Here is a 24,898-nt window from a genome sequence, read left to right as displayed (position 1 = left end):
ACGGCGCCCAGGGCTGTGGACAGGCAGCGGGAGCCGTGCCCGCGCGGCTGTGGAGCGACGCTGCGTCCCGTCACACCTGTGGACACGGAACCGACTCGTCCACGGTGCGCACGTGTGTCCTGGCCCGCGCGCACGGGACGGGCCCTGCCACCACCGCGGTGACAGGGCCCGCCCCGTCGTCCGGAGCACCGCCCCGGCTGTGCGCGTCAGGCGCGGCTGGACAGGCGCACCTGCTCCAGCCAGGCGCGCCGGGCCGTGAGAGCGGCCTCGGCCTCAGCGACCTTCTTGGTGTCGCCTGCGTTGCGAGCGGCCTCGAGGTCGCGCTCGAGCTCGGCGATGGAGTCCTCGAGCTGGCCGGCCAGGCCCTCGGCACGGGCCTTGGTCTCCGGGTCGCTGCGGCGCCACTCGGCGTTCTCAGCGTCACGGATGGCGTCCTCGACGGCGCGCATACGGCCCTCGATGCGGCGCACGGCTGCCCTGGGCACGCGTCCGGCCTCCTCCCAGGCGTCCTGGATGGGGCGCAGCGCCTTCTTGGCGGCCTTGACGTCCTTGATCGGCAGCAGCGCCTCGGCCTTGGCGACCAGCGCCTCCTTGACCTTGAGGTTCTCGGCGTACTCGGTGTCGGTGGCCTCGTCCTTGGCGCGGCGGGCGTCGAAGAACACCTGCTGGGCGGCGCGGAAGCGGGCCCACAGGGCGTCGTCCTCCTTACGGGAGGCGCGCCCGGCCTTCTTCCACTCCTCCATGAGCGCCCGGTACTTGGCGGAGGTGCCCGCCCAGTCGGTGGAGGCGGACAGCTCCTCGGCGCGCTTGATAAGCGCCTCCTTGGCGGCCTTGACCTGGGACTGCTTGGCGTCGAGCTCGGAGAAGAACTGGCGACGGTGGCGGTCGAAGGTGGTGCGCGCGTGGCTGAAGCGCTTCCACAGGCCGTCCTCGGTGGGACGGTCCAGGCGCGGGCCACGGCGCTGGGCGCCCTTCCACTGCTCGAGCAGGTCGCGCAGCTCGGCACCGGAGCTCTTCCACTGCGTGCGGCCCGGGTCCTGGGCGGCGATGGCCTCGGCACGCTCGACCAGTGCCGTGCGCTCCTTGAGCGCCTGCTCGCGGGCGGCGGCGCGCTCGGCGTTGACCGCAGCCCGCCGCTCGGAGGCGACGTCCTTGAGGGCGGCGAAGCGCGCGCGCAGGCCCTCGAGGTCACCGACGGCGGCCGGCTCCTTGAGCGACTCCTCCAGGGAGGAGACCGTCGAGTCGATCTCACGCACGGACAGCTGGGGCAGGCGCGTGGCGAAGAGGTCCACGGTGGCCTTGAGGTCGAGGAAGCGGCGCACGTAGAAGGCGAGGGCCTCGGCGACGGGCGCGTCGGGGAACTGGCCGACCTCGCGCTCGGAGCTGGCGTCCTGGACATAGACGCGGCCCTCACCGTCAACGCGGCCCCACTTGGCGGCGTCCATCGCCTCCTGGGGATCGACCTCAGGCTCGGCCGGGGCGGCGGGTGCGCTCGGGGTGGGGGAGGCGGGCGTCGCGGCGGGAGCGTCGATGGCAGGGGTGTCAACAGCCGGGGCGGGACCGTCTGCCGGCACCGGCTCACCGGGGGTCACGGTGGCCTCGGCGTCGGCCTCGGCGTCGGCCTGCTCGGGGGCGTCTGGGAGAGTGGTGGTGTCGATGGCCTCGGTGGACGTCGGCTCGGACGTGGCGGTGGGCTCCAGGTCCACGTCGGCCTCGGCGCCAGGCTGGGTCTGCTCGGTCACGGTGTGCTCCTTCATGGGTTGACGGGGTGGGACGCTGCGGTCCGTTCCGTTCGCGCCCGGCACCAGGCCGGGTGGTGGGTGCCGCCTCGGTACGAGGCAGTGCCAGGGATTCTACGTGCTCACAGACGCGTCGGCGCCATCCGAGGTGCTGTGCCCGTGCGGTGTGAGATCGTCAAGGCCGCGCACAGGCACAGGGCGCTGTGGGCTGGGTGAGCCACCGGGCCCCGCCGACAGGCTGCCTGATAGTCTCAGTCCGTGATCGTCTGAGCCCCTGCCCCTCCGGCCCTGCGCGCCGGAGTAGGGCTGCGCCTCCGCCCGCACCGCCGCGCCCAGGAGCCCCCATGCCCGCGATCACCCTCACCGAGCTCACCTTCTCCTACACCGCCGAGCCGCTGCTCGAGCACGTGTCCCTCACCGTCGCCGACGGCGAGCGCGCCTGCCTCGTGGGCCCCAACGGCTGCGGCAAGACCACCCTGCTCAAGCTCGTCACCGGCGCCCTCGCCCCCGACTCCGGCAGTGCTGCCGTCACCGGCCTTAACGACGACGACGTCGGGCTGCGCCCCGCCCCGGACGTGCTGACCATGACGGGCAGTGTCGGCGGCTACCTCGACGCCGCCACCGCGGCCCTGCGCTCCCTGCCCGCACTCTTCGACGAGGTCGCCACCGCTGTGGCCTCCTCGCCGTCGGCAGCCGACCAGGCGCGCCTGGTCCGCGAGTACGACCACCTGCTGGCCGCCATGGCTGCCGCCGACGTGTGGGGGCTGGAGACGCGGGTCGAACAGACCCTCGCCGGGCTCGGCCTGGGCGTGCTCACGGGGCCGGACGGCCGGGGCCGCGACCTGGCCACCCTCTCACCGGGCCAGCGCGGACGCCTGGAGCTGGCCGCGATGCTGCTGGCCTCGCCGTCGGCCCTCGTCCTGGACGAGCCCACCAACCACCTCGACGACGAGGCCACCGCCTACCTGACGGCCTTCCTCACCGGCTTCAGCGGCCCGGTGCTGCTCGCCAGCCACGACCGCGCCTTCCTCGACGACGTCGCCACCGTCCTGCTCGACCTCGACACCGCCCCCTGGCAGGCGCTGGCCACCGCCGAGGGCGCCGGCGCCCTACCGGGAGTGCAGCGCTGCGCCGGCACCTACACCGACTACCTCGCGCTCAAGGCCGCCGCCCGCGCCGGCCATGCCGACCTGCACGCCGCCCAGCAGAAGGAGAAGAAGGGCATCCGCGCCCACCGGCGCGCCAGCGAGGACATCGCCCGCGGCGGAGTGCGGTTGAGGGAGGCGTCCGGCACGCAGAAGAAGTTCTTCGCCGACCGGGCCTCGAGGACCTTCATGCGTCGCGCCCACAACGACGACCGCCAGCTGGAGGCCCTGACCGCCCGCGAGGTGCGCAGGCCCCGCGAGCACCGTCTGCACCTCGACCTGCCGCCCGTCACCAACCGCGAGGGCATGGCTCTCACCGCGCGCCGGGCCACCGTCCCCGGGCGCCTGGCCCCCGTGACCCTCGACCTGCGGGCGGGCGAGCACCTGCTGCTCACCGGCCCCAACGGCTGCGGCAAGAGCACCCTGCTGCGCTGGGCTGCCACGGGCCGCGCCCCGACGCCGCAGGCCACGGGGACACTCCGTCTCGACGGGACCGTCGCCGTCGTGCCCCAGCGGCTTCCGCGCCCCGGCGACCGGGGCCTGGACGAGCGGACCTGGGCCACGGGCATCGGCGAGCGCGGCGCCGGGGTCCTGCACCCCGCCTACTGGAACCGGTGCGTGGGCGAGCTCTCCGCCGGCAACCAGCGGCGCGTGCAGCTCGCCCTGGCGGCCGCGGCGGCGCCGCAGGTCCTCATCATCGACGAGCCGACGAACTACCTGGACCTGGACACCCTGGAGGCGCTTGAGGAGGCGCTGGCGGGGTGGAGCGGGACCCTGTTGGTGGCGAGCCACGACCGGTGGCTGGTCAGGCACTGGGCGGGGCTACGCCTGAGCATGGTGCCGTGGGCGCCGCAGACGGTGGTGGCTCTCAGGCCTGAGCGGTCACGCGCAACCACCCGCGGCGCGGATGTTGGTCGACCTCGACCCGGTTGAAGCCGGATGCCTCGCAGGCCTCGCGCAGGACGTCGCCGTCGGGCACGTTCATCTGGAGCCGGTCGGCCCACGAGCCGGCACTGGCGCGGTCCGCCGCCTCATTGGTGATGACGAGGCGGCCACCCGGGCGCAGCACCCGGTGCACCTCGGTGAGCCCGGCGTGCAGGTCGGGCCAGAAGTACACGGTCTCGAAGGCGGTCGCGACGTCGAAGAACCCGTCCGCGAAGGGCATGTCCTCCACGCTCGTCTCGTACACGCGCAGCCGCCCCGAGGCGATGGCGTCCGGGCAGAGCCTGCGCGTGTGCACCAGGGCGGTGGCCGAGTGGTCGACGCCGCCGACCTCGCGCCGGGTGGCACGCAGGAGCCGGTGGACGACGGCGCCGCCCCCGCAGCCGATGTCCAGGGCACGGTCCTGCTCGCCGACCTGCGCGGCCGCCAGGCCCCACCGGTGCAGCGCGCCGTGGGCGAGGTTCATGGCCAGGAGGGTCAGGTGCCCTAGGAGGTTGTCTCCCGGACGCCGGAACGGGGAGGGTACGGGGCCGGTCGTGCACATGGGCACCATGATGTGCCGCGCGTCCAGGCTGGCGCACCAACCGTCAGATCGCTTCGCCATCGGGTGGGCGACGGCGACCCGGCGCGCGGGTGTGGCACGCCGCAACCATGAGACTCGAGACGGTGGTCCGTGCGACCGAGCTGGCGGTGGAGATCGTCATCGCGGCGTCAGCGACCGCCTACCTTGTCAACGGGCGCGGCGAGGTGCTGGTCCTTTGGGAGGTTGTGTGCCTCGGCTATCTGCTCGTGGGTGCGGTGCGCGCCTGGCGCACGGCCGGGCGCGACGCCCGTGCAGACGCTCCGCGTCGTGTGCCGGATATGGAGGGCTACCCGGGTGCCTATGCCGGTGCCTGGCTCCTACCACTGCTGGCCTCCGCGGTCGGCTTCGCCTGCGCCTTCGCCGCGCTCCAAGCCCGGGCCAGTGCCGCGACCGACGACAGCGCGATGGTGCTGGCGCTGCTCGCCTCGTCGGGTGTCGTCATCTCCTGGCTGCTGCTGCACGTTGGGTTCGCGGACATCTATGAGATCGTCTGCTTACATCACCCCACGGCTCTGTCCTTCCCCGACACTGAGGAGCCGGGACGCATCGACTACCTCTACTTCTCCGTCACGGTGGGGACCTCATTTGCGACCTCGGACGTCACGGCCCGCTCGCCCCTCGTACGTCGCGTCGTCGTTGTGCACGGCATCCTCAGCTTCTTCTACAACGCCCTCGTCGTCGCCGTGGCCATCCAGGTGCTCCAGCAGGTGCTCGGCAGTTAGCCCCGGCCGGTCTGGATAGTCTTGGCACATGATCCTTGAGCGCACTCTCGCCGCCGTCTTCGGGGCCAACTGCTACGTCCTGGCCGCGGGGCCGGGCCGGCCGGCCGTCGTCGTCGACCCGGGAGCCGGTGCGGCCCGGGGGGCCTTGGCGCTGCTGCGCTCCCAGCAGCTGACGCTCGGCGCGGTCCTACTCACCCACGCCCACGCCGACCATGTGTGGGACACGCAGCGGCTCATCGACGCCGCCCACGCCGAGGGCCTGCTCGCCAGCGACGACGCCGTCACAGTCCCCGTGTACGTGCCCGAGCCGGACCTGTACCGTCTGGAGGACCCGGACACGACGACGGGTATCCGCGCTGGTGGCATGGGCTTCGCCGAGATGGCCGGCACCGCCTGGCAGGTGCCGGCGGATGTGCGGGTCTTCCCCGCCGAGGGCTTCACCCGCGCCTTCGAGGTGGTGCCCGGGGTGGGGTTGCAGGCGGTGGCGGCGCCGGGGCACACCGAGGGGTCCTCGTTGTTCTTCCTCAACGCCCGCCTGGGTGACAACCAGCTGCTCTTCGAGGCCGAGGTGCTCGATGACCCGTCAACGGTGGAGGAGCGGGACTACCTCGTGGCGCTGTCCGGCGACGTCATCTTCAAGGGCAGCGTGGGACGCACGGACCTGCCCGGTGGCGACCAGGTGCAGATGTGGGCGACGCTGCGCTTCCTGGCGAGCGCCGTCAACCCGGAGACGGTGCTGCTGCCGGGCCACGGCGCGGTGACGACCATGGAGCACGAGCACCGCGGTAACCCGTACCTGGCTGAGGCCAAGGTGCGTGGAGGAGACCGGCGGGTCTGAGCGGAGCCAGGCCGGGGCTGCGGCGACTGTCACGCCCGGCAGCCGCCGTGGTGGCCGGATGACCGTCTCAGCCGCGTGACACAATGCGCGCATGTCACCAGCACAGGCGCGAGCAGCACAGTCCTCCCTCTCCGGCTTCCCCGAGTGGCTCCCCGCGGGCCGCGTCGTCGAGCAGGCCTTCATCGACCAGCTGCGCCGTACCTTCGAGCTCCACGGCTTCTGCGGCATCGAGACCCGGGCCGTTGAGCCGCTGACTCAGCTGACGAAGAAGGGGGAGACCTCCAAGGAGGTCTACCTGCTCTCACGCCTGCAGGCGGACCCGGACGAGAAGGACTTCGCTGACCCGTCCAAGCAGCTGGGCCTGCACTTCGACCTCACCGTGCCCTTCACCCGCTACGTCGTGGACAACGCGGGCGTGCTGACCTTCCCCTTCAAGCGCTACCAGATCCAGAAGGTCTGGCGGGGCGAGCGACCCCAGGAGGGGCGTTTCCGCGAGTTCTACCAGGTGGATATCGACGTCGTCGGTGACGGCGCCCTGCCCCTGCACTATGACGTCGAGGTGCCGCTCATCATGAGCGAGGCGCTGGCTGCCCTGCCGATCCCGCCGGTGACGATCCACGTGTCCAACCGGAAGGTCGCCCAGGGCTTCTACCAGTCCGTCGGCATCGGTGAGGACCAGCTCGTCAAGGTGCTGCGGGTGGTGGACAAGATCGACAAGATCGGTCCCGAGGCCGTCACCTGCGAGCTCATCGAGACGGTGGGCGTCACGCCGGCGCAGGCCTGCGCCGCCCTGAGACTGGCGACCATCACCGGTGAGGACCCGGCCGCCGTGCGCGCAGCGGTCCTTGAGGCCCTGGAGGGCGCCGAGCCCCACGCGCTGCTGCTCACCGGTCTGGATGAGCTGACGGACCTGCTCGAGGCCGCGCGGCGGCGCCGGTCCGGCGCCATCATCGCGGACCTCAAGATCGCCCGGGGCCTGGACTACTACACGGGCACGGTCTACGAGTCCTTCATGGCGGGGGCCGAGGACCTCGGCTCGGTGTGCTCGGGCGGTCGCTTCGACAACCTCGCCACCAACGGCAAGCGCACCTTCCCGGGCGTGGGCATCTCCATCGGCCTGTCGCGCCTGCTCTCGCGCGTGCTGGCCGACGGCCTCATCGAGGTCAGCCGGGCCGTTCCCACCGTGGTGCTCGTAGCCGTCACCGACGAGGAGCACCGCGGTGCCTCCGACGCCGTCGCCGACACCCTGCGCCGCCGGGGTATCGCCGCGGACGTGGCCCCCACGGCCGCCAAGTTCGGCAAGCAGATCAAGTTCGCGGACAAACGCGGCATCCCCTTCGTCTGGTTCCTGGGTGCCGACGGTGAGCCGGACTCCGTCAAGGACATCCGCTCGGGCGAGCAGTGCCCGGCTCGGGCCGACAGCTGGCGGCCTGTCGATGACGCCGACCTGGCTCCGCGCCTGCGCGCCGCCGGGCAGGGCGGGGACGCTGCCGAGGGGTACCAGGCAGGTTGAGCAGCCCGAGCCTGCCGGAGCTGAGGGCGGCCTGACAGGTCGCGGACTCGGCCAGGCCGGGCCGCCTGGCAGGGCTCAGCGCCCTGTCGGTACCCCGGCGCCGACAGGACCGCGCGGGAGCGTGACGGCGTCCGCGAGGGCAGCGCCGACGCCCTGGTAGACGTTGATGACGGTGTCCACGCCGCGCTCGTGCATCTCCAGGGCCTCGTCGTCGAAACGCGCGACCGCGACGACCTCACCGGCGAAGCCGTGGCGCTCGATCCAGTCGAGGACCTGCAGGTTGGCCCCGGGCTCGGGCATGGCCAGGACGGCAGCGCGCACCTCGCCGGCCCCCAGACGCAGCCAGAAGTCCGTGTCAGTGGCGTCACCCTCGATGATGTTGAGGCCGATGGCCGCCAGGTCCTGGACCTTGTCGGTGTCGGAGTCAACGGCCAGGACGGGCAGGGCAGCCCCCTCGCCGTGGCGGGGCAGCTGCGAGACGAGCCGGCGGTAGGTGCTGCGACCCACACGCCCCATGCCGAAGACCACGACCTCCACGCCGGTGAGGTCAACCGGGGCCTCGGCTGGGTGCAGGGCGTCGGGGGCGTGGTCGGGCAGGGCGTGGGAGACGGCCTGGACGAGGCGGCCGGACCGCTTGTTGATGACGCTGGCGAGGACGAAGGAGCCGGCCACGGCCAGGGACAGTGCCTGGAGCCACTGGCTGCCGAGCAGTCCCTGGGAGACTCCCACTCCTGCGACGACCAGCGCCGGCTCGGAGTAGGAGCCGACCGCCAGGCCGGTGAGGACGGCGCTGCGGTGGCGCAGGCGCATGGCCCACAGCACCGCCGTGTAGACCGCCGAGCGCAGCGGCACGAGGGCGATGATGGCCAGACCCATGAGCAGGGCCCCCGTTCCGGGCAGTCCGGCGGCTCCGACGGATACGAAGAAGGCGACGAGGAAGAGCTCCTGGACCGGGCGGAAGGACTGGGCGAGGTCCTGGGCGCTGGGGTGGGAGGCGAGCAGCGCGCCGACGACGAGGGACCCGAGGGTTCCGGGCAGGCCGACGATCTCGAAGAGCTCGTAGCCGGGCAGGAGGGCGGCCGTGATGCCGAACAGGGTGTACATCTCGCGGTGGGAGATGCGTGAGAGCACCCAGCCGGCGAGGTACCGGGCGGGCCACAGGAGCACGAGGAGCAGCGCCCAGGGTGTGGGCGCCTGGCCGGAGATGAAGATGAGCAGCACGATCGAGCCCGTGTCCTGCAGGATGGAGGTCCCGACGGCGATGCGCCCGTAGTGGGCGGAGCCGTCGTCGCGCTCCTCCAGGATCTTCATGATGACGATGGTGGAGGAGGAGGCGAGGGCGAAGCCGACGACGAGGGCTGCGCCCCAGCCTGCGGTGTGGCCGACGCCGACCCCGACGACGAGGGCGGTCAGGGCGGTGAGGGCGACCATGGTGACGGCTGCGGTGCCTAAGACCACCCGCCGTGACAGGGCACGGGGATCAAGATCCAGCCCGATGGAGAACAGCAGGAGCGCGGCCCCAGGTCACCTACCGTGCTGACCCAGGGCAGCTCGGGCACCCCGGTCGCCCCCAGGACGAAGCCGGCAGCGATGTAGCCAACGAGCGGGGGCAGGCGCAGCAGTGCGGCGGCGAAGCCGAGCAGGACGACGGTCAGGAGGTAGGCGGCTGCGGTCATGTGTCCTTCCGGGAGTCGGGTGGCTGGGGCGCGCTCCGGGCGGCTCAGCCGGTGGCGGGCCCAGGAGCGGGCCCGTGGGGATCGGTGGACCCGGCCCGAGGTGCGGCGGGCTGGCCGCCGGGACCGGGGTCGAGCGCCTCGACGGCCTCGGCGAGGGAGGAGCCCAGTCCGTCGTAGACGTTAATGACGACGTCAACGCCCTTGGCGCGCAGCTGCTCCGCCTCGTCGTCGTAGCTGGCGATGGCCAGGACCCGGCCGGCAAAGCTCCTGCGGCCCAGCCACTCGATGACGTGGAGGTTGGCGCCAGGGTCCGGCATCGCGAGGACGGCCTTGGTGGCGTGCACAGCGTCCAGGCACTCCCAGAACTCCTGGTCGGTGGCGTCGGCCTCGAGGACGTTGTAGCCCTTAGCGGCGAGGCGCTCCACCTTTGCGGCGTCATTGTCGATGCCGAGCACGCCGTGGGCGCCGTCGGCGTACAGGCGCGCGTAGGTGGCGCGGCCGATGCGGCCCATGCCGAAGATGACGGTCTGGACCCCGGTGAGGTCGAGCGGCCGCTCCTCGGGGTGCAGGGTGCTGGAGGGACGGCGGGGAATGAGGTGGGTGATCCAGGCGATGAGAGCGGTGGGCCGCCGGTTGACGACGGCCGACAGGACGAAGGACAGGGCCAGGGCGAGTGAGACCGCTGCGGTCCACTCGTGCCCGAGGACGCCGTGGTCGACGGCGACGGCGACGACGATGAGCGCGAACTCGGAGTAGGCGGTCATCGCCAGGCCGGTGAGGGCGCTGGTGCGTCGTCTCATGCGCAGCACGCGCACCGTCACGGTGTAGACGACAGCCCGCAGGGGCACGAGGGCGAGAAGGACGCCCGCGAGGAGGAAGGCACCGGCGCCGGGGACACCGTCCATGCCGATGGTGAGGAAGAAGCCGACGAGGAGCAGCTCCTTGATGGTGAACAGGGAGCTGGACAGCTCCTTGGCGGCCGGGTGCGAGGCCATGAGGGCACCCATGATGAGGGCCCCGAGGTCGCCGTCCACCCCCAGGGCGTCGAAGAGGAGGTACCCGGGCAGGAGGGCGACGGCGATACCGAACAAGGTCCGCATCTCACGGTGGTCGATGCGGTTGAGCACGAGGCCCAGGAGCCGGGCCGCAGGCCACAGCAGGACGAGGGCCAGCGCCCAGGGGCTCGGGGTGCGCTCCGAGGCAAAGGTCATGTAGATGACGGCGGCGATGTCCTGGACGACCAGGACACCGATGGCGATGCGCCCGTACAACGATCCGGTGTCGTCACGCTGCTCGAGCAGCTTGATGACGACGACGGTCGAGGAGAAGGACAGGGAGAAGCCGAGCAGCAGGACCCCGGTGGGGGTGACCGTGTCCACCTGGAGGCCGAGCAGGAGCAGCCCGCCGATGACGACGGAGCCCAGGCCCGTGAGCAGGACCATCGTGGTGACGGCGGTGCCGATGACCTCGCGCCGCATGAGGATGCGCAGGTCCAGCTTGAGGCCGATGGTGAACAGGAGGATCGCGACGCCGACGTCGCCCATGGCCTCCACCACGGGCAGGGCAGGCAGCCCCGAGGAGCCGATGACGAAGCCTGCGAGCAGGAAGCCGACGAGGGGAGGCAGGTGCAGCAAGGTGGCGGCGAAGCCCAGGACGACAACGGCGAGCAGATACAGGGCTGGGGTCACGGGCGTGCCTCTCGTGCCGGGCCGGCGTCAGTCGTTCATAGTGCCCGGCCGGTCCAACACGGGGCCCGCCTCCGATATTCCCTCCACCCTCAGGCGTCACGGCGCGGGTGCGTCACCAGCGGTCGTTGTCGCGTCCGCCGCGGAAGCCGCCACGGTCGTTGTCGCGACGGAAGCCGCCACGGTCGTTGTCGCGACGGAAGCCGCCACGGTCGTTGTCGCGTCCGCCGCGGAAGCCGCCACGGTCGTTGTCACGTCGGAAGCCGCCACGGTCGTTGTCGCGACGGAAGCCGCCACGGTCGTTGTCGCGTCCGCCGCGGAAGCCGCCACGGTCGTTGTCACGTCGGAAGCCGCCACGGTCGTTGTCGCGTCCGCCGCGGAAGCCGCCACGGTCGTTGTCGCGACGGAAGCCGCCACGCTCGTCGTCGCGTCCGCCGCGGAAGCCGCCACGCTCGTCGTCGCGCCCGAAACGAGGGCGCTCGGCACGGCGCTGCTGGCGCTCGGAGGACGGGTTGTCGGAACCGTCCCAGCCGTGGCCCGGGCCCTCATCGAGGTGGATCCGCATCTCGCGCCCCCCGAAGGTCGCGTGGCCCATGGCCTCGAGCTGCTCCGCAGACAGGGGCGTGTGGATCTCCACCAGGGAGAAGGACTGGAGGATGTCAATCTTGCCGATGTCAGAGCCGGAGATTCCGCCCTCGTTGGCCAGGGCGCCGACGATCGCGCCGGGCAGGACGCGGTCACGGTGACCGACCTCGACCCGGTAGACCGTGCCGGTACCGTCCTCGTGCCGGCGACGGCCTCCACGGGCGGCCCCGGGCTTGCCGTCGGGGCGCTCACCGCGCCCTCGGCGGTCGTCGCGGTCACGGCCGCCTTCGAAGGAGGCGGAGACGAAGGTGCCCTCGGAGTCCACGGTCTCCTCGCGGCGCACGCGCTGACGCGGCTCCTCCTTGCGCTCCTTCCAGGTCCGGGGGCCCTCATCGCCCACAGCGAGCGCCAGCAGGGTTGCCGCCAGGTCCTCGACCTCGGTCCCGAGCTCGGCCGCCTGAGTGGCGACGAGCTCGGCGTACATCTCGAGGCGTCCGCGCTCGAGCCTCGCGGCGGCCTTGTCCAGCAGCCGTCCCGCGCGGTGGCGTGAGACGTCGGCGGGGGAGGGCAGGGTGATCTCCTCCAGGCGGGTGCCCGTCAGACGCTCGATCTGACGCAGCTTGCCCTTCTCCTTGGGGGTGAGGAAGGTGACGGCCTCACCGTGACGGCCGGCACGGCCGGTACGGCCGATGCGGTGCACATAGGCCTCAGCCTCGCGGGGCACGTCGAAGTTGACGACGAGCCCGATGCGCTCAACGTCGAGGCCGCGGGCGGCGACGTCGGTGGCGACGAGGACGTCGAGCGTGCCCTGGCGCAGGCGCTCGACCAGGCGCTCGCGCTCGCGCTGGGGCACGTCGCCGCTGATCGCTGCGGCCTGGATACCACGGCCGGCGAGCTCGATGGCGACGTCCTCGGCGGTGGACTTGGTGCGCACGAAGACGATGGCCGCGGCGGCCTCGGTGACCGCGAGGACACGCGAGACGGCACCGATCTTGTGGCGGAAGGGCACGACCGCGTAGGTCTGGTGGACGGTGTCCACGGTGGAGGACTGGCGCGAGACCTCGATGCGCTGAGGGTCGGTGAGGTGCTGACGCGCGACGGCCTGGATGGCGGGCGGCATCGTGGCGGAGAACAGGGCTGTGCGGCGCTCGGCGGGCAGGGAGGAGGCAATGGTCTCGACGTCCTCGGCGAAGCCCATGCGCAGCATCTCGTCTGCCTCGTCCAGGACGAAGAAGCGCACGTCGTCCAGGCGCAGGGCGCCCTTGTCAATGAGGTCGATGACACGGCCGGGGGTGCCGACGACGACCTGCGCGCCGCTCTTGAGGGCCCCGATCTGCGGGCCGTAGGGGGCGCCGCCGTAGACGGCGACGACGTCGAGGCCGCGCGAGCGCTGGGCCATGTCGGTGATGGCGTCGGCGCTCTGGATGGCGAGCTCACGGGTGGGGGCCAGCACGAGCGCCTGGACCCTGCCGTCGCGCGAGTCCACCGCGTCGAGCAGAGGCAGGCCGAAGGCGGCGGTCTTGCCGGTGCCGGTCTGGGCGACGCCGACGACGTCGCGTCCACCCAGCAGCACGGGGATGGCCTCGCGCTGGATGGGGGTGGGGGTGACGAAGCCCATGTCGGTGACGGCCTTGAGCAGGTCGGCGGGCAGGCCGAGGTCGCTGAAGGTGAGCTCCTCGGGGCCCGTGGGCTGCTCGGCGGGCTCCTCCTCGCCGTCGTTGACGAAGGGGGCGTGGCCGTCAACCTGCTCCTCGTCGAGGTCCTCGGAGCCGTCGTCCTGCGCCTGCTCGTCGTCCTCCTCCTCGGGGTCGTTCTCCTCGAGGGCCAGGGCGGCCGCGGTGTCGACGTCGTCCTGCTCGTCCTCGTGCTCCACGTCCTCCGGGTCCTCTGGGGAGTCGGAGGAGGCGGGTGTGTCGAAGGAGGAGGCGGAGGCCACGGACCCGCCGGTGACGGCCGGGGCCGCGTCGGCGGGGGAGGTGACGGTGTCGTCGCCGTGGCTGACCTCGGCCTCGAAGAGGGCGTCGAGGCTGAGGGGCCCGTCAGCGGGCGCAGTGCTGCCAGGGGTGTGGGTGCTCATTGGTGTTGTTCCCGTATCCGGTCCGGTGGGGACCTGTTGCGGAGTGTGGGGGAGGCCCGGTCGGCCCACCTCTTTGCCGTACCGCACCCACCACACTCGCCCTGCGCCTGGCTCGACACGGTGGTGTCAAGGGCGGCTGACGGGCTTCACGCACAGACTCACGGGCACTGCCGGGCCGCCAGGGCGGCGCAGCCCCGAACGGGGTTCACAGCACGGATCGCTCCTGGGGCCACTGTATCGGCCGCGCCGACGAGGCGGGGCGGTGGACCCGGCATGACGCCTCAGGTCACACGTGATCCTGCTCTCGCGGGCCCCGCGCGTACTATCGGCGGCGGCGCCCGCCCGTCTCGCGGTGCGCCCCGCCGGGCGCCGGGACCACGCGCCCCCAACGGAAGGACCTCAGCACCCATGCTGCGCACCCGCCACGCAGGATCCCTGCGCGTCGCCGACATCGGCTCGACCGTCACCCTCACCGGCTGGGTGGACCGCCGCCGCGACCACGGAGGTGTCGCCTTCATCGACCTGCGTGACGCCTCCGGCATCGCCCAGGTCGTCATCCGTCAGGAGGTCGCCCACGACCTGCGCTCGGAGTACGTGCTGCGTGTGACCGGCGACGTCACCCGCCGTCCCGAGGGCAATGCGAACCCCCAGCTGCCCACCGGCGAGGTCGAGGTCGTCGTCAGCGACATCGAGATCCTCAACACCGCGGCGGCGCTGCCCTTCCAGGTCTCCGACCACGCCGAGGACTCTGGCCAGGTGGGTGAGGAGGCCCGCCTGCGCTACCGCTACCTCGACCTGCGCCGCACGCCCATGCAGCACGCCATCCGCCTGCGCTCCAAGGTCTCCCAGGCCGCCCGCAAGGTCCTGGCCGAGCACGACTTCGTCGAGGTCGAGACCCCCACGCTCACCCGCTCCACCCCCGAGGGTGCCCGTGACTTCCTCGTCCCGGCGCGCCTGGCCCCCGGCTCCTGGTACGCCCTGCCGCAGAGCCCCCAGCTGTTCAAGCAGCTGCTCATGGTGGCCGGCATGGAGCGCTACTACCAGATCGCCCGCTGCTACCGCGACGAGGACTTCCGGGCAGACCGTCAGCCTGAGTTCACCCAGCTCGACATCGAGATGTCCTTCGTCGAGCAGGAGGACGTCATGCAGGTCGCTGAGGACGTCCTCAAGGAGGTGTGGGCCCTGATCGGCCACGACCTCGTCACCCCGATCCCGCACATGACCTACCGCGACGCCATGGCGCGCTACGGCACCGACAAGCCGGACCTGCGCTTTGGTCTGGAGCTCGTCGAGCTCACCGACTACTTCAAGGACACGACCTTCCGCGTCTTCCACAGCGAGTACGTCGGCGCCGTCGTCATGCCCGGCGGGGCCTCGCAGTCGCGCCGGACCTTCGACGCCTGGCAGGACTGGGCCAAGCAGCGCGGCGCCAAGGGCCTGGCCTACGTCACCGTCTCGCAGACGGGTGAGCTCGGCGGCCCGGTCGCCAAGAACATCACCGACGCCGAGCGCGCGGGACTGGCCGGGGCCACTGGCGCCCAGCCGGGTGACGCCATCTTCTTCGCCGCAGGCGCCACCGACGCCGCACGGGCCCTGCTGGGCGCGGCGCGTCTGGAGATCGGCAAGCGCTGCGGCCTCATCGACGAGGACGCCTGGTCCTTCGTGTGGGTCGTGGACGCGCCCCTGTTCAAGCCCTCGGCCGCCGCGAAGGAGGAGGGTGACGTCGCGCTGGGCAGGTCGCCCTGGACGGCGGTGCACCACGCCTTCACCTCCCCGAAGCCGGAGTGGCTCGAGACCTTCGACCAGGACCCGGGCAACGCCCTGGCCTACGCCTACGACATCGTGTGCAACGGCAACGAGATCGGAGGTGGCTCGATCCGTATCCACCGCTCGGACGTGCAGAAGCGCGTCTTCGACGTCATGGGGATCGGTGAGCAGGAGGCCCAGGAGAAGTTCGGTTTCCTGCTCGACGCCTTCAAGTACGGTGCCCCGCCGCACGGCGGCATCGCCTTCGGCTGGGACCGCATCGTCAGCCTGCTCACGCACGCGGACTCCATCCGCGACGTCATCGCCTTCCCCAAGTCCGGTGGTGGCTTCGACCCCCTGACCGAGGCACCTGCACCGATCACGCCTGAGCAGCGCAAGGAGGCCGGCGTCGACGCGGTCGTCGGCCAGGAGGCCGTGTCGCAGGCTGGCTGAGACCGCGGCCCGGGTACGTGCCCCCGGCTGCCGTCACCGGTAGCCGGGGCGCGGCCCATCCGCGCACGGGTGCGCCCCGCCTGAGCCGGGAGCACAATGGGCGCATGTCGCGCTACATCGAGCTCCACCCCGACAACCCTCAGTCCCGCCTCGTCGACAAGGTCGTCGGCGTCATCAAGGACGACGGCCTCATCGCCTACCCCACCGACTCCGGCTACGCCCTCGCCTGCGCCCCGGGCAACAAGGAGGGCCTGGACCGCATCCGCCAGATCCGTCAGCTCTCCGACAAGCACAACTTCACCTTCGTGTGCGCCGGCTTCGCCCAGGTGGGCTCCCTCGCCATCGTCGGCAACAACGCCTTCCGCCTCATCAAGCGCCTGACGCCCGGACCCTGGACCTTCATCCTCAAGGGCACCAAGGAGGTCCCGCGCATGACCCTCAACCCGAGGAAGCACACCCTCGGCGTGCGCATCCCGGACCACGCCATCACCCAGGCGCTCGTCGCCGCCTACGGCGCGCCCCTGCTGTCCTCGACCTTCATCCGCCCCGGCAACGAGGTCCCTGAGACCAGCGGCTGGGAGATCGAGGACGCCCTCGGCCACCTCATCGACGTCGTCATCGAGGGCCCCGTCGGCTCGACCGAGCCCACCACCGTCCTCGACCTCACCCAGGACGTGCCCGAGGTCGCCCGCGAGGGCGCGGGGGACACCCGCCTGCTGTGAGCGCTCAGTCCTGGGCGCTCACCGACCCGGGCACCTGCTCGGGGCCCTCCTCACGAGCGGTGGGGGAGCGCGGCACCGACACCAGCGGCTCGGCCAGCCCGTAGCGCTCGACCAGCGGCGCCAGCCACCTGGGCAGCCACCAGTTCCACCCGCCCAGCAGGGACATGGCCGCCGGCAGGAGCAGCAGGCGCACCACCGTCGCGTCCACCGCCATGAGCACTGCCAGCGCCAGCGCCACCTGGGCGACGATGAGCAGCTCGGAGCTGACGAAGCTGAGGAACACGACGATGAGCAGCGCCGCCGTCGTGCTCGTCAGGCGGCCCGTGCCCTGAATCCCGGCCTCGACGGCACCGGCGTCGTCACCCGAGCGAGCGTGGTGCGCCGCCACCCGGTCCAGCAGGAGGAGGTCGTCGTCGGTCACCAGCCCCAGACCGATGCCGATGACGGCCGCGACGGAGTAGGCCTCCACGCCCCCCAGCGTCTCGACGCCGAGGAGCCCAGCCAGGTGCCCCTCCTGGAACACCCACGTCACCACGCCGTAGCTCGCCAGCACCGACATCGTGTTGACCAGCAGCGTCTTGACCGGGATGACGAGCGAGGCGGTCGTCAGCAGCATGAGGACGATGAGCACAAGACCGACGACGACCACGACCCACGGCAGCGCCCCCGTGATCGCGTCGCGCAGGTCCACCTGGGCCGCCGCCTGTCCCGTGACCCACATGTCCGCGGGGGCCGCCAGGTCCCGCACCGCCCGCACGGCTGCCTCCGCCCCGGTCGAGGCGCCCTCGCCCTCCAGGTCGAGGTAGACCACCGTGTACTCGCCGGCCGTCGCGGTGCGCAGGATCGAGGTCACGCCCTCGGCGTGGGCCACCTGGCTGTTGATGAAGGCGGTCGCCCGCTCCCCGGCCTGGGCCAGCACCACGGTGGCGTCGGCGTCCTGCGCCGCCGGGTAGGAGGCCGCCAGCGTGTCGAGGTAGACGGCCTGGTCGGAGGATGCGGGCAGCAGGTCCTCGTCGGAGACCAGCACGTGCAGGTGGCGGGCGGGGGAGGCCAGCACGACGAGGATGACGAGGGAGACCGCCAGCGCCACCCAGGGCACCCGCTGGATGAGCCCGACGGCGCGGGAGAACACGCCCTGCTCACGCGCGGCGTCCCCCACCCACGAGCGCAGCCGCCGCAGGGCCCCCACGCGCCGCAGCGGTGAGGGGTGGTGCAGGCGCCGGCCGACCAGCGCGACCAGGGCCGGCGCCAGCGACAGGCACACGGCGGTGGCGATGACAACTGCGGCGATCCCCGCCCGGGCGATGGCCCCCAGGACGTCGGTGCCGATGAGCAGCAGAGCCGCCAGCGCGACGACCATCGTCAGCGACGTGAGCAGGATCGTGCGGCCCGTGCTCAGGAGCGTGAGCGCCACCGCCCGCGTCACGGGGGAGGCGCGGCGGCGCCGACGGCGCTCCGCGCGCCCGGCCCGGCCCCGCGCCACGGGGCTGAGCGCCGTCTGGCCCTCCCGCAGGCGGGCCAGCTCCTCGCGAAAACGTGTGGTGAGCACGAAGCCGTAGTCCGTGGCCAGCGCCAGGGCGAGCATCACCGTCACCGGCAGGACGAAGGCGGGCAGCTCGATGAGCAGGCTCAGCAGCCACAGGGCGCCCAGGGTGGCGAGCAGGGTGGTCACCGCCGTGGCCACGGGCACCAGGGCCGGCAGCACGGCCCCGAAGACGAGGACGAGCAGCAGCAGGATGGCAGGCAGGGCGATGAGCAGGGCGACGAGCGTGTCCTGCCAGGCCTGGTCGATGACGGCCTGCTCACGCAGGCCCTTGTGGGAGACCGTGCCCGAGGCGCCCGGGCTCACTGAGGACAGCTCGGTGGGCACCCGCTCCAGGCGCGACTGGACGCGCGTCACCGCCTCAGCGAGGTCCTGCGCGTGCTCCTTGTCCCCCTCCTTGGCTACCTCGGGCCCGTTGGGGTCCACCGTCACCACGATGAGGAAGCCGTCAAGGTCCTTGGAGGCCAGCACCTGTCCGGCCGGCTCCTCGAGCATGCCGGGCACGACGAAGGGGTCGAGCACATTTGTCTCGCCGACGACGGCCGCAAGGTCCTTGTGGGCGTCCGCCAGGGCGGCGGCCACCTCCTCCTGGCGCTCGGGCGTGGACACGTCCACCCCGGTGACGAGCAGGGTGACGGTCGTGCCGTCACCGGACAGCGCCTCGATGATCTCCCGGCCCTGCCTCGACTCGCCCAGCCCCGGCGCGCCTGCCCCGCCGACCAGACGGCTTGTCAGGGGGCCCAGGCCCAGGCCCGTCGCCGCGACCGTCAGGGCGAGGACGGCGACGAGCGCCCACGAGGCGACGACGACGGAGGCGTCCTTGACGACGCGTCGGGAGAGCCAGTGGAGCACCCCGTCATTGTTGCAGACCCCCGGCCGGGGGCCCGGTCCCGGCACGCGGGGCCCCGGGGGCCGACGGGCACCGCGATAGGCTCCTCACGTGGACCTCTTCGACAGCGCCGGCACCGACGACGTCGGCCTGCCCGTGGACACGCACGCGCCCCTGGCCGTGCGCATGCGCCCGCGCAGCCTGCCCGAGGTCCTGGGCCAGGACCACCTGCTCACTGCGGGCTCACCCCTCCAACGGCTGGTTGGCGCGGCGGACCCCGGCTCCGGGCAGGGTACCGGGGTCTCCTCCGTCATCCTGTGGGGACCGCCGGGCACCGGCAAGACGACCCTCGCCTACCTCGTCGCGCGCGGCAGCGGCCGACGCTTCGTCGAGCTGTCGGCGCTCACCGCCGGGGTCAAGGACGTGCGCGCCGTCGTCGAGGACGCACGACGGCGCCTGGCGGCCTCGGGGGAGGAGACCGTCCTGTTCGTCGATGAGGTCCACCGCTTCTCGCGCTCCCAGCAGGACGCCCTGCTGCCCAGCGTGGAGAACCGCTGGGTCACGCTGATGGCCGCCACCACCGAGAACCCGAGCTTCTCGGTGGTCTCCCCGCTGCTGTCGCGCTCGCTGCTGCTCACGCTCCACCCGCTCGAGGCCCAGGACGTGCGCCGCCTCGTCGACCGGGCCGTGGCGGACCCGCGGGGGCTGGGCGCACGCGTGCGTCTGGAGGACGAGGCCCGCGAGCAGATCGTGCGCATGGCCGGCTCCGACGCCCGCAAGGCCCTGACCGTCCTCGAGGCTGCCGCCGGCGCCGCCCTCTGTGCCCGCCCGCACCAGGACGACGCCGCTCACCCTGCGGACACGGGCACCGCCGCCCCCGCCGCGGTCATCACCCTGGCCGGGGTCGAGCAGGCGGCGGACGTCGCCGCCGTGCGCTACGACCGCCAGGGCGACCAGCACTACGACGTCATCAGCGCCTTCATCAAGTCCATGCGCGGCTCCGACCCCGACGCCACCCTGCACTACCTCGCCCGGATGCTCGCTGCCGGTGAGGACCCCAGGTACATTGCCCGGCGCATCACCATCCACGCGGCTGAGGACGTGGGCCTGGCCGACCCCACGGTCCTGTCCACCGCGGTGGCGGCCCAGCAGGCCGTCGGCCTCATCGGTATGCCCGAGGCCCAGCTCGTCCTGGCCGAGGCCGCCCTCGCCGTCGCCACCGCCCCGAAGTCCAACGCGGTGACCCTCGGCATCGGTCGGGCCGCCGCCGACGTCGCCGCCGGAAGGGCCGGGCAGGTGCCCGCGCACCTGCGCGACGCCCACTACCCCGGGGCCCAGCGCCTGGGGCACGGCGTCGGCTACCTCTACCCCCATGACCACCCCCACGGCGTCGTGGGCCAGCAGTACCTGCCTGACGGGCTCGCCGGGCAGCGCTACTACGAGCCCACCTCCCGCGGCTTCGAGAAGCAGGTTGCCGCCCGTCTCGAGGCCGTGCGCCGGATCCTTCAGGACGGTGCCGGCGCATGAGCCCGCTCGAGCCCGTTGCCGCCCGGCGCCGGTCGGTACGCACCGTCCTGCTCGTGCTCGCCACCGGGCTGGCGGCGGGCCTGCTCTCCGGGCTCTTCGGCGTCGGCGGGGGCCTGGTCATCGTCCCCGCGCTCATGGGTGTGCTCGGCATGGACCAGCGCCGTGCGGCCGCCACCTCGCTGGCAGCCATCGTCGTCACCGCCGCAGTGGGCACCGTCTCCTACGCCCGGCACGGGGAGGTGTCCTGGACGGCCTCCGCCATCGTCTGCGCCGGGTCCCTGGCCGGGGCGCCGCTGGGGACCTGGCTGCTGCGCCGCCTGCCGCACCGGGTCCTGCCCTGGGTCTTCGTCGCCTTCACGCTCGTCGTCATCGTCTCCCAGCAGCTGCAGGCGCCGGTGCGCGACGCCGGGCTCCTGCTCGACCCGCTGCGCGGCGCGGGCCTCGTGGGCGTTGGCGTCCTGGCCGGGGTCATGGCGGGCCTGGTGGGCGTGGGAGGCGGCAGCGTCATCGTGCCCGGGCTGCAGCTCGTCGCCGGCGTCGGAGACCTCATGGCTCGCGGGACCTCCCTGCTCGTCATGGTGCCCACCGCGGCGGTGGGCACCTGGTCCAACCTGCGCCACGGCGCCGTGGACCTGCGGGCCGGCCTGCTCGTGGGTGCGGCCGCCGTCGTGGCCGCGCCCCTGGGCGCCCGGGTGGCGGCTGCCCTGAGCCCTGCCGCCGGGAACACGCTGTTCGGCGTCTTCCTCGTGGGCGTCGTCCTCAACGTGCTCGGCAAGGAGCGCGTCCGCCTGCGCCGTCAGCGCCGGCAGGGTCCCGGGGCCCGCGGAGCGGGTGACGGCCAGGGCTGAGGAACCGGTCACACGGGAGGGGCGTGGCTCGCCTCGCAGGGCGGTCACCCGCTAGTGTTCCTGGGCTGCCTGCGTGCGGTCATCTCACCGCGCGCGCCGCCCCTGGGGTCCCGGCCCGTCCACGTGGCTGACCCCGCGCCCCGCGCACCCGCACGGGGCGTGCGATCACTCCGACAGGAAGAAGAGACGAGCATGAGCTCCTCCCGCTCCCGCCGCCAGGTGCGCCTCTCGCGCGCCCTCGGCATCCCGCTGACCCCCAAGGCCGTGCGCTACTTCGAGAAGCGCCCCTACGGCCCCGGCGAGCACGGCCGCGCCCGCCGCCGCACCGAGTCCGACTACGCCGTGCGCCTGAAGGAGAAGCAGCGCCTGCGCGCCCAGTACGGCATCCGCGAGGCCCAGCTCCAGCGCGTCTTCGAGGAGGCCCGCCGTGAGAAGGGCCTGACCGGTGAGTCGCTCGTCGAGCTGCTCGAGATGCGCCTGGACGCCCTCGTCCTGCGCTCCGGCTTCGCCCGCACCATCGCCCAGGCCCGTCAGGACGTCGTCCACCGCCACATCCTCGTGGACGGCAAGGTCGTGGACCGCCCCTCCTTCCGCGTCAAGCCCGGCCAGACCATCCAGGTCCGTCCGCGCTCCCAGGTGATGGTCCCCTTCCAGATCGCCGCCACCGGCGCCCACCGCGACGTCCTGCCCCCCGTGCCGGACTACCTCGCGGTTGAGGTCGAGAAGCTCACCGCTACCCTGGTGCGCCGCCCCAAGCGCGACGAGGTCCCCGTCACCTGCGACGTCCAGATGGTCGTCGAGTACTACTCGCGCTGACCGCCTCCCAGGAGGACACAGCCACCGGGACGCCCCGCACCGCACGCCGGTGAGGGGCGTCCCGCCTACCCGGTCGGGCGGGGTAGTCTCGCCCCCGGTCCTCGCCGCGTGGGCGCCAGCGACGCGGCCCGCGCCGGGCGCCGCCGCGCGCACGCACTCACCCACGCACCCGACTCAGGAGCAAGAACAGCACATGCGTACCTCAGAGATCCGCTCCCGCTGGCTCGACTACTTCGCGGCGAACGGTCACGAGATCCGCCCCTCGGTCTCCCTCGTCTCCCCGGAGCCCTCGATCCTGTTCACCGTCGCCGGGATGGTCCCCTTCATCCCCTACATCCTCGGCACCGAGCAGGCCCCCTGGCCCACGGCGGCGAGCGTGCAGAAGTGCATCCGCACCAACGACATCGACAACGTCGGCCGCACCACCCGGCACGGCACGTTCTTCCAGATGAACGGCAACTTCTCCTTCGGGGACTACTTCAAGGAGGGGGCCATCCAGTACGCCTGGGACCTGCTGACGGGTCCCGTGGCCGAGGGCCGCTACGGCCTCGACGGCGACCGCCTGTGGATGACCATCTGGGAGAAGGACGACGTCTCCTGGGACTACCTCACCCGCACCCTCGGAGTGGACCCCACCCACGTCCAGAAGCTCCCCTTCGAGGAGATCTCCTGGTCCACCGGCCAGCCCGGACCCGCCGGCGCCTGCTGCGAGATCCACTACGACCGCGGCCCCCAGTACGGCCCCGACGGCGGCCCCCTGGCCGACACCCAGGGCGACCGCTTCCTCGAGATCTGGAACCTCGTCTTCGACGAGTTCATCCGCGGTGAGGGCCAGGGCCACGACTTCGAGCTCGTCGGCAAGCTCGACCAGACCGCCATCGACACCGGTGCGGGCCTCGAGCGTCTGGCCTTCGTCATGCAGGACAAGCCCAACATGTACGAGATCGACGAGGTCTACCCCGTCATCGCCGCCGCCGAGGCCATGAGCGCCAAGACCTACGGGCGCGGGGCCGCGGGCCCCAGCGCCGGCGACGACTACGAGAACGACGTGCGCATGCGCGTCGTCGCCGACCACGTGCGCTCCGCCCTCATGCTCATCAGCGACGGGGTGCGTCCCGGCAACGACGGCCGCGGCTACGTCCTGCGCCGTCTCATCCGTCGCGCGGTGCGCTCCATGCGCCTGCTGGGCGTCGAGGAGGCCGCGATGCCGACCCTCCTGACCGCCTCCAAGGACGTCATGCGGCTGTCCTACCCCGAGCTCGAGGAGCGCTGGACGCAGATCTCGGAGGTCGCCTACGCCGAGGAGGAGGCCTTCAGGCGCACCCTGGCCGCCGGCACCACGGTCCTGGACACCGCGGTCGCCCGGGCCAAGGCCGCGGCCTCCGCCACGGGCGGCAAGGCCGTCGTGCCCGGCTCGGTCGCCTTCGAGCTGCACGACACCTCAGGCTTCCCCATCGACCTCACCCTCGAGATGGCCGCCGAGCAGGGCGTCGCCGTCGACGAGGACGCCTTCCGCGCCCTCATGAGCGAGCAGAAGGAGCGCGCCCGCGCCGACGCCCGCGCCAAGAAGACCGGCCACGCCGACATCCGCGCCTTCCAGGACATCGAGAAGGCCATGGGAGGCGGCTCCACCTTCCTGGGCTACACCGAGTCGGCCGCCGACGCCGTCGTCACCGGCCTGCTCGTCGACGGCGTGCCCCAGCCCGTGGCCACGGCGCCCGCCGAGGTCGAGGTCATCCTCGACCGCACCCCCTTCTACGCGGAGATGGGCGGCCAGCTCGCCGACCACGGCACCATCCGCCTGGCCGACGGCGGCGTCGTCGAGGTCACCGACGTCCAGGCCCCCATCAAGGGCCTGAGCGTGCACCGCGGCACCCTTACCGAGGGGACCCTCGCCGTCGGGGAGAAGGCCTATGCCGAGATCGACACGCAGCGCCGGCTCGCCATCGCCCGCGCCCACACCGCCACCCACATGGTCTACGCGGGCCTGCGCCGCGTCGTCAACGAGCACGCGGACCAGGCCGGCAGCGAGAACTCTCCCTCGCGCCTGCGCTTCGACTTCCGCCACGGCGCGGCGCTCAGCGGCACCCAGCTCACCGACATCGAGGAGCTGGTCAACACCACGCTCGCCCAGGACCTCGAGGTCCGCACCGACGTCATGAGCATCGACGAGGCCCGGGCCATGGGCGCCATCGCCCTGTTCGGTGAGAAGTACGGCCAGCAGGTGCGCGTGGTCACCATCGGTGACGGCTTCGACCGTGAGCTGTGCGGTGGCACCCACGTGGCCACCACCGGGCGCATCGGCCGTGTCGCCCTGCTGGGCGAGTCCTCCATCGGCTCCGGCGTGCGTCGCATCGACGCCCTGGTCGGCGACGGCGCCTACGGCTTCCAGGCCAAGGAGCACGCCCTCGTCTCGCGCCTGTCCGCCCTGGTCGGAGGCCGCGCCGAGGACCTGCCCGAGCGCGTCGAGCTGCTCATGAGCCGCCTGAAGGAGGCGGAGAAGAAGCTCGCCGTGGCGGAGCAGGCCGCCATGGCCGCCAAGGCCGTCGAGGTCGTGGCCGGCGTGGTCAAGGTGGGGCCCTACCGCCTCGCCGCCGCGGACCTGGGGGCCGTCGGCTCCGGCGACGCCCTGCGCGGCCTCGTGCTCGACGTGCGCGGCCGCCTGGGCGAGGGCGAGCCCGTCGTCGTGGTCGGCATGGGCGTCGTTGGGCAGCGCCCGCAGGTCATTATCGCCACCAACCAGGCTGCCCGTGACGCCGGGGCCCGCGCCGGGGACCTCGTCAAGGTCGCCGCCACGACCCTCGGCGGTGGCGGCGGAGGCCGCCCCGACCTCGCCCAGGGCGGTGGCCAGGACGCCACCCGGCTGCCCGCGGCGATGGCCGCCGTCACCCGCGCGCTGGGCGCGTGAG

17 protein-coding genes are annotated in these 24,898 nt (G+C 72.6%); 10 read left to right on the top strand and 7 right to left on the bottom strand.

Annotation, left to right across the window (positions count from 1 at the left end; translation table 11 throughout):
• Positions 1-206 precede the first annotated feature (206 nt).
• Complete coding sequence (locus ACSJJR_RS01385; protein WP_435941711.1) at positions 207-1,742, bottom strand: DUF349 domain-containing protein; 1,536 nt, start codon at positions 1,740-1,742, stop codon at positions 207-209.
• 341 nt (positions 1,743-2,083) lie between these two features.
• Here ACSJJR_RS01385 and ACSJJR_RS01380 point away from each other — a divergent pair, with 341 nt between their 5' ends.
• The gene (locus ACSJJR_RS01380; RefSeq protein ID WP_435941710.1) at positions 2,084-3,817 is read left to right on the top strand and encodes an ABC-F family ATP-binding cassette domain-containing protein; all 1,734 of its coding nucleotides are present in this window, start codon (positions 2,084-2,086) and stop codon (positions 3,815-3,817) included.
• On the opposite strand, the gene ACSJJR_RS01375 is transcribed toward ACSJJR_RS01380, so the two are convergent.
• Entirely contained in the window at positions 3,753-4,292 is a 540-nt protein-coding gene (locus ACSJJR_RS01375) for a class I SAM-dependent methyltransferase (RefSeq protein WP_435941709.1), read from the bottom strand. The genes ACSJJR_RS01380 and ACSJJR_RS01375 overlap by 65 nt on opposite strands.
• A 185-nt stretch (positions 4,293-4,477) precedes the next feature.
• Here ACSJJR_RS01375 and ACSJJR_RS01370 point away from each other — a divergent pair, with 185 nt between their 5' ends.
• From ACSJJR_RS01370 to hisS, 3 genes are all read left to right on the top strand, one after another.
• Positions 4,478-5,131, top strand: coding sequence for a DUF1345 domain-containing protein (locus tag ACSJJR_RS01370; protein WP_435941708.1), 654 nt, complete (start codon positions 4,478-4,480; stop codon positions 5,129-5,131).
• 28 nt (positions 5,132-5,159) lie between these two features.
• Complete coding sequence (locus tag ACSJJR_RS01365) at positions 5,160-5,969, top strand: MBL fold metallo-hydrolase (RefSeq protein ID WP_435941707.1); 810 nt, start codon at positions 5,160-5,162, stop codon at positions 5,967-5,969.
• Between the two features lie 91 nt (positions 5,970-6,060).
• Positions 6,061-7,482 (top strand): histidine--tRNA ligase, encoded by a 1,422-nt coding sequence (gene hisS, locus ACSJJR_RS01360; protein ID WP_435941706.1) that lies wholly within the window; start codon positions 6,061-6,063, stop codon positions 7,480-7,482.
• 75 nt (positions 7,483-7,557) lie between these two features.
• On the opposite strand, the gene ACSJJR_RS01355 is transcribed toward hisS, so the two are convergent.
• From ACSJJR_RS01355 to ACSJJR_RS01340, 4 genes are all read right to left on the bottom strand, one after another.
• The gene (locus ACSJJR_RS01355) at positions 7,558-8,952 is read right to left on the bottom strand and encodes a cation:proton antiporter domain-containing protein (RefSeq protein ID WP_435941770.1); all 1,395 of its coding nucleotides are present in this window, start codon (positions 8,950-8,952) and stop codon (positions 7,558-7,560) included.
• Entirely contained in the window at positions 8,931-9,158 is a 228-nt protein-coding gene (locus ACSJJR_RS01350; RefSeq protein ID WP_435941705.1) for a hypothetical protein, read from the bottom strand. Before ACSJJR_RS01350 ends, ACSJJR_RS01355 begins: the two co-directional genes overlap by 22 nt.
• 44 nt (positions 9,159-9,202) lie before the next feature.
• Positions 9,203-10,846, bottom strand: coding sequence for a cation:proton antiporter domain-containing protein (locus ACSJJR_RS01345; protein ID WP_435941704.1), 1,644 nt, complete (start codon positions 10,844-10,846; stop codon positions 9,203-9,205).
• A gap of 112 nt (positions 10,847-10,958) precedes the next feature.
• Positions 10,959-13,505, bottom strand: a complete 2,547-nt coding sequence (locus ACSJJR_RS01340) for a DEAD/DEAH box helicase (protein ID WP_435941703.1) — start codon at positions 13,503-13,505, stop codon at positions 10,959-10,961.
• Between the two features lie 408 nt (positions 13,506-13,913).
• On the opposite strand from ACSJJR_RS01340, the gene aspS reads away from it, so the two are divergent.
• The gene (gene aspS, locus ACSJJR_RS01335) at positions 13,914-15,704 is read left to right on the top strand and encodes an aspartate--tRNA ligase (protein ID WP_435941702.1); all 1,791 of its coding nucleotides are present in this window, start codon (positions 13,914-13,916) and stop codon (positions 15,702-15,704) included.
• 104 nt (positions 15,705-15,808) lie between these two features.
• Positions 15,809-16,426 (top strand): L-threonylcarbamoyladenylate synthase, encoded by a 618-nt coding sequence (locus ACSJJR_RS01330; RefSeq protein ID WP_435941701.1) that lies wholly within the window; start codon positions 15,809-15,811, stop codon positions 16,424-16,426.
• Positions 16,427-16,430: 4 nt separating this feature from the next.
• On the opposite strand, the gene ACSJJR_RS01325 is transcribed toward ACSJJR_RS01330, so the two are convergent.
• Positions 16,431-18,821 carry an MMPL family transporter gene (locus ACSJJR_RS01325; protein ID WP_435941700.1) on the bottom strand — a complete coding sequence of 797 codons (2,391 nt, stop codon included), beginning with the start codon at positions 18,819-18,821 and terminating at the stop codon, positions 16,431-16,433.
• Positions 18,822-18,909: 88 nt separating this feature from the next.
• Here ACSJJR_RS01325 and ACSJJR_RS01320 point away from each other — a divergent pair, with 88 nt between their 5' ends.
• The 4 genes from ACSJJR_RS01320 to alaS all read left to right on the top strand — a co-directional run bounded on the left by ACSJJR_RS01320 (position 18,910) and on the right by alaS (position 24,897).
• Entirely contained in the window at positions 18,910-20,325 is a 1,416-nt protein-coding gene (locus tag ACSJJR_RS01320; protein WP_435941699.1) for a replication-associated recombination protein A, read from the top strand.
• On the top strand, positions 20,322-21,173 hold the full coding sequence (locus ACSJJR_RS01315) for a sulfite exporter TauE/SafE family protein (RefSeq protein WP_435941698.1): 852 nt from the start codon (positions 20,322-20,324) through the stop codon (positions 21,171-21,173). Before ACSJJR_RS01320 ends, ACSJJR_RS01315 begins: the two co-directional genes overlap by 4 nt.
• Positions 21,174-21,365: 192 nt before the next feature.
• Positions 21,366-21,989 carry a 30S ribosomal protein S4 gene (gene rpsD / locus ACSJJR_RS01310; RefSeq protein WP_435941697.1) on the top strand — a complete coding sequence of 208 codons (624 nt, stop codon included), beginning with the start codon at positions 21,366-21,368 and terminating at the stop codon, positions 21,987-21,989.
• A 193-nt stretch (positions 21,990-22,182) separates the two neighbouring features.
• Complete coding sequence (alaS, locus tag ACSJJR_RS01305) at positions 22,183-24,897, top strand: alanine--tRNA ligase (protein WP_435941696.1); 2,715 nt, start codon at positions 22,183-22,185, stop codon at positions 24,895-24,897.
• Position 24,898 lies beyond the last annotated feature (1 nt).

The organism is Actinomyces sp. W5033 (assembly GCF_051303165.1).
The sequence above is the reverse complement of the archived record's forward strand: the minus strand, read 5'-3'. Positions and strand labels throughout refer to the sequence as shown.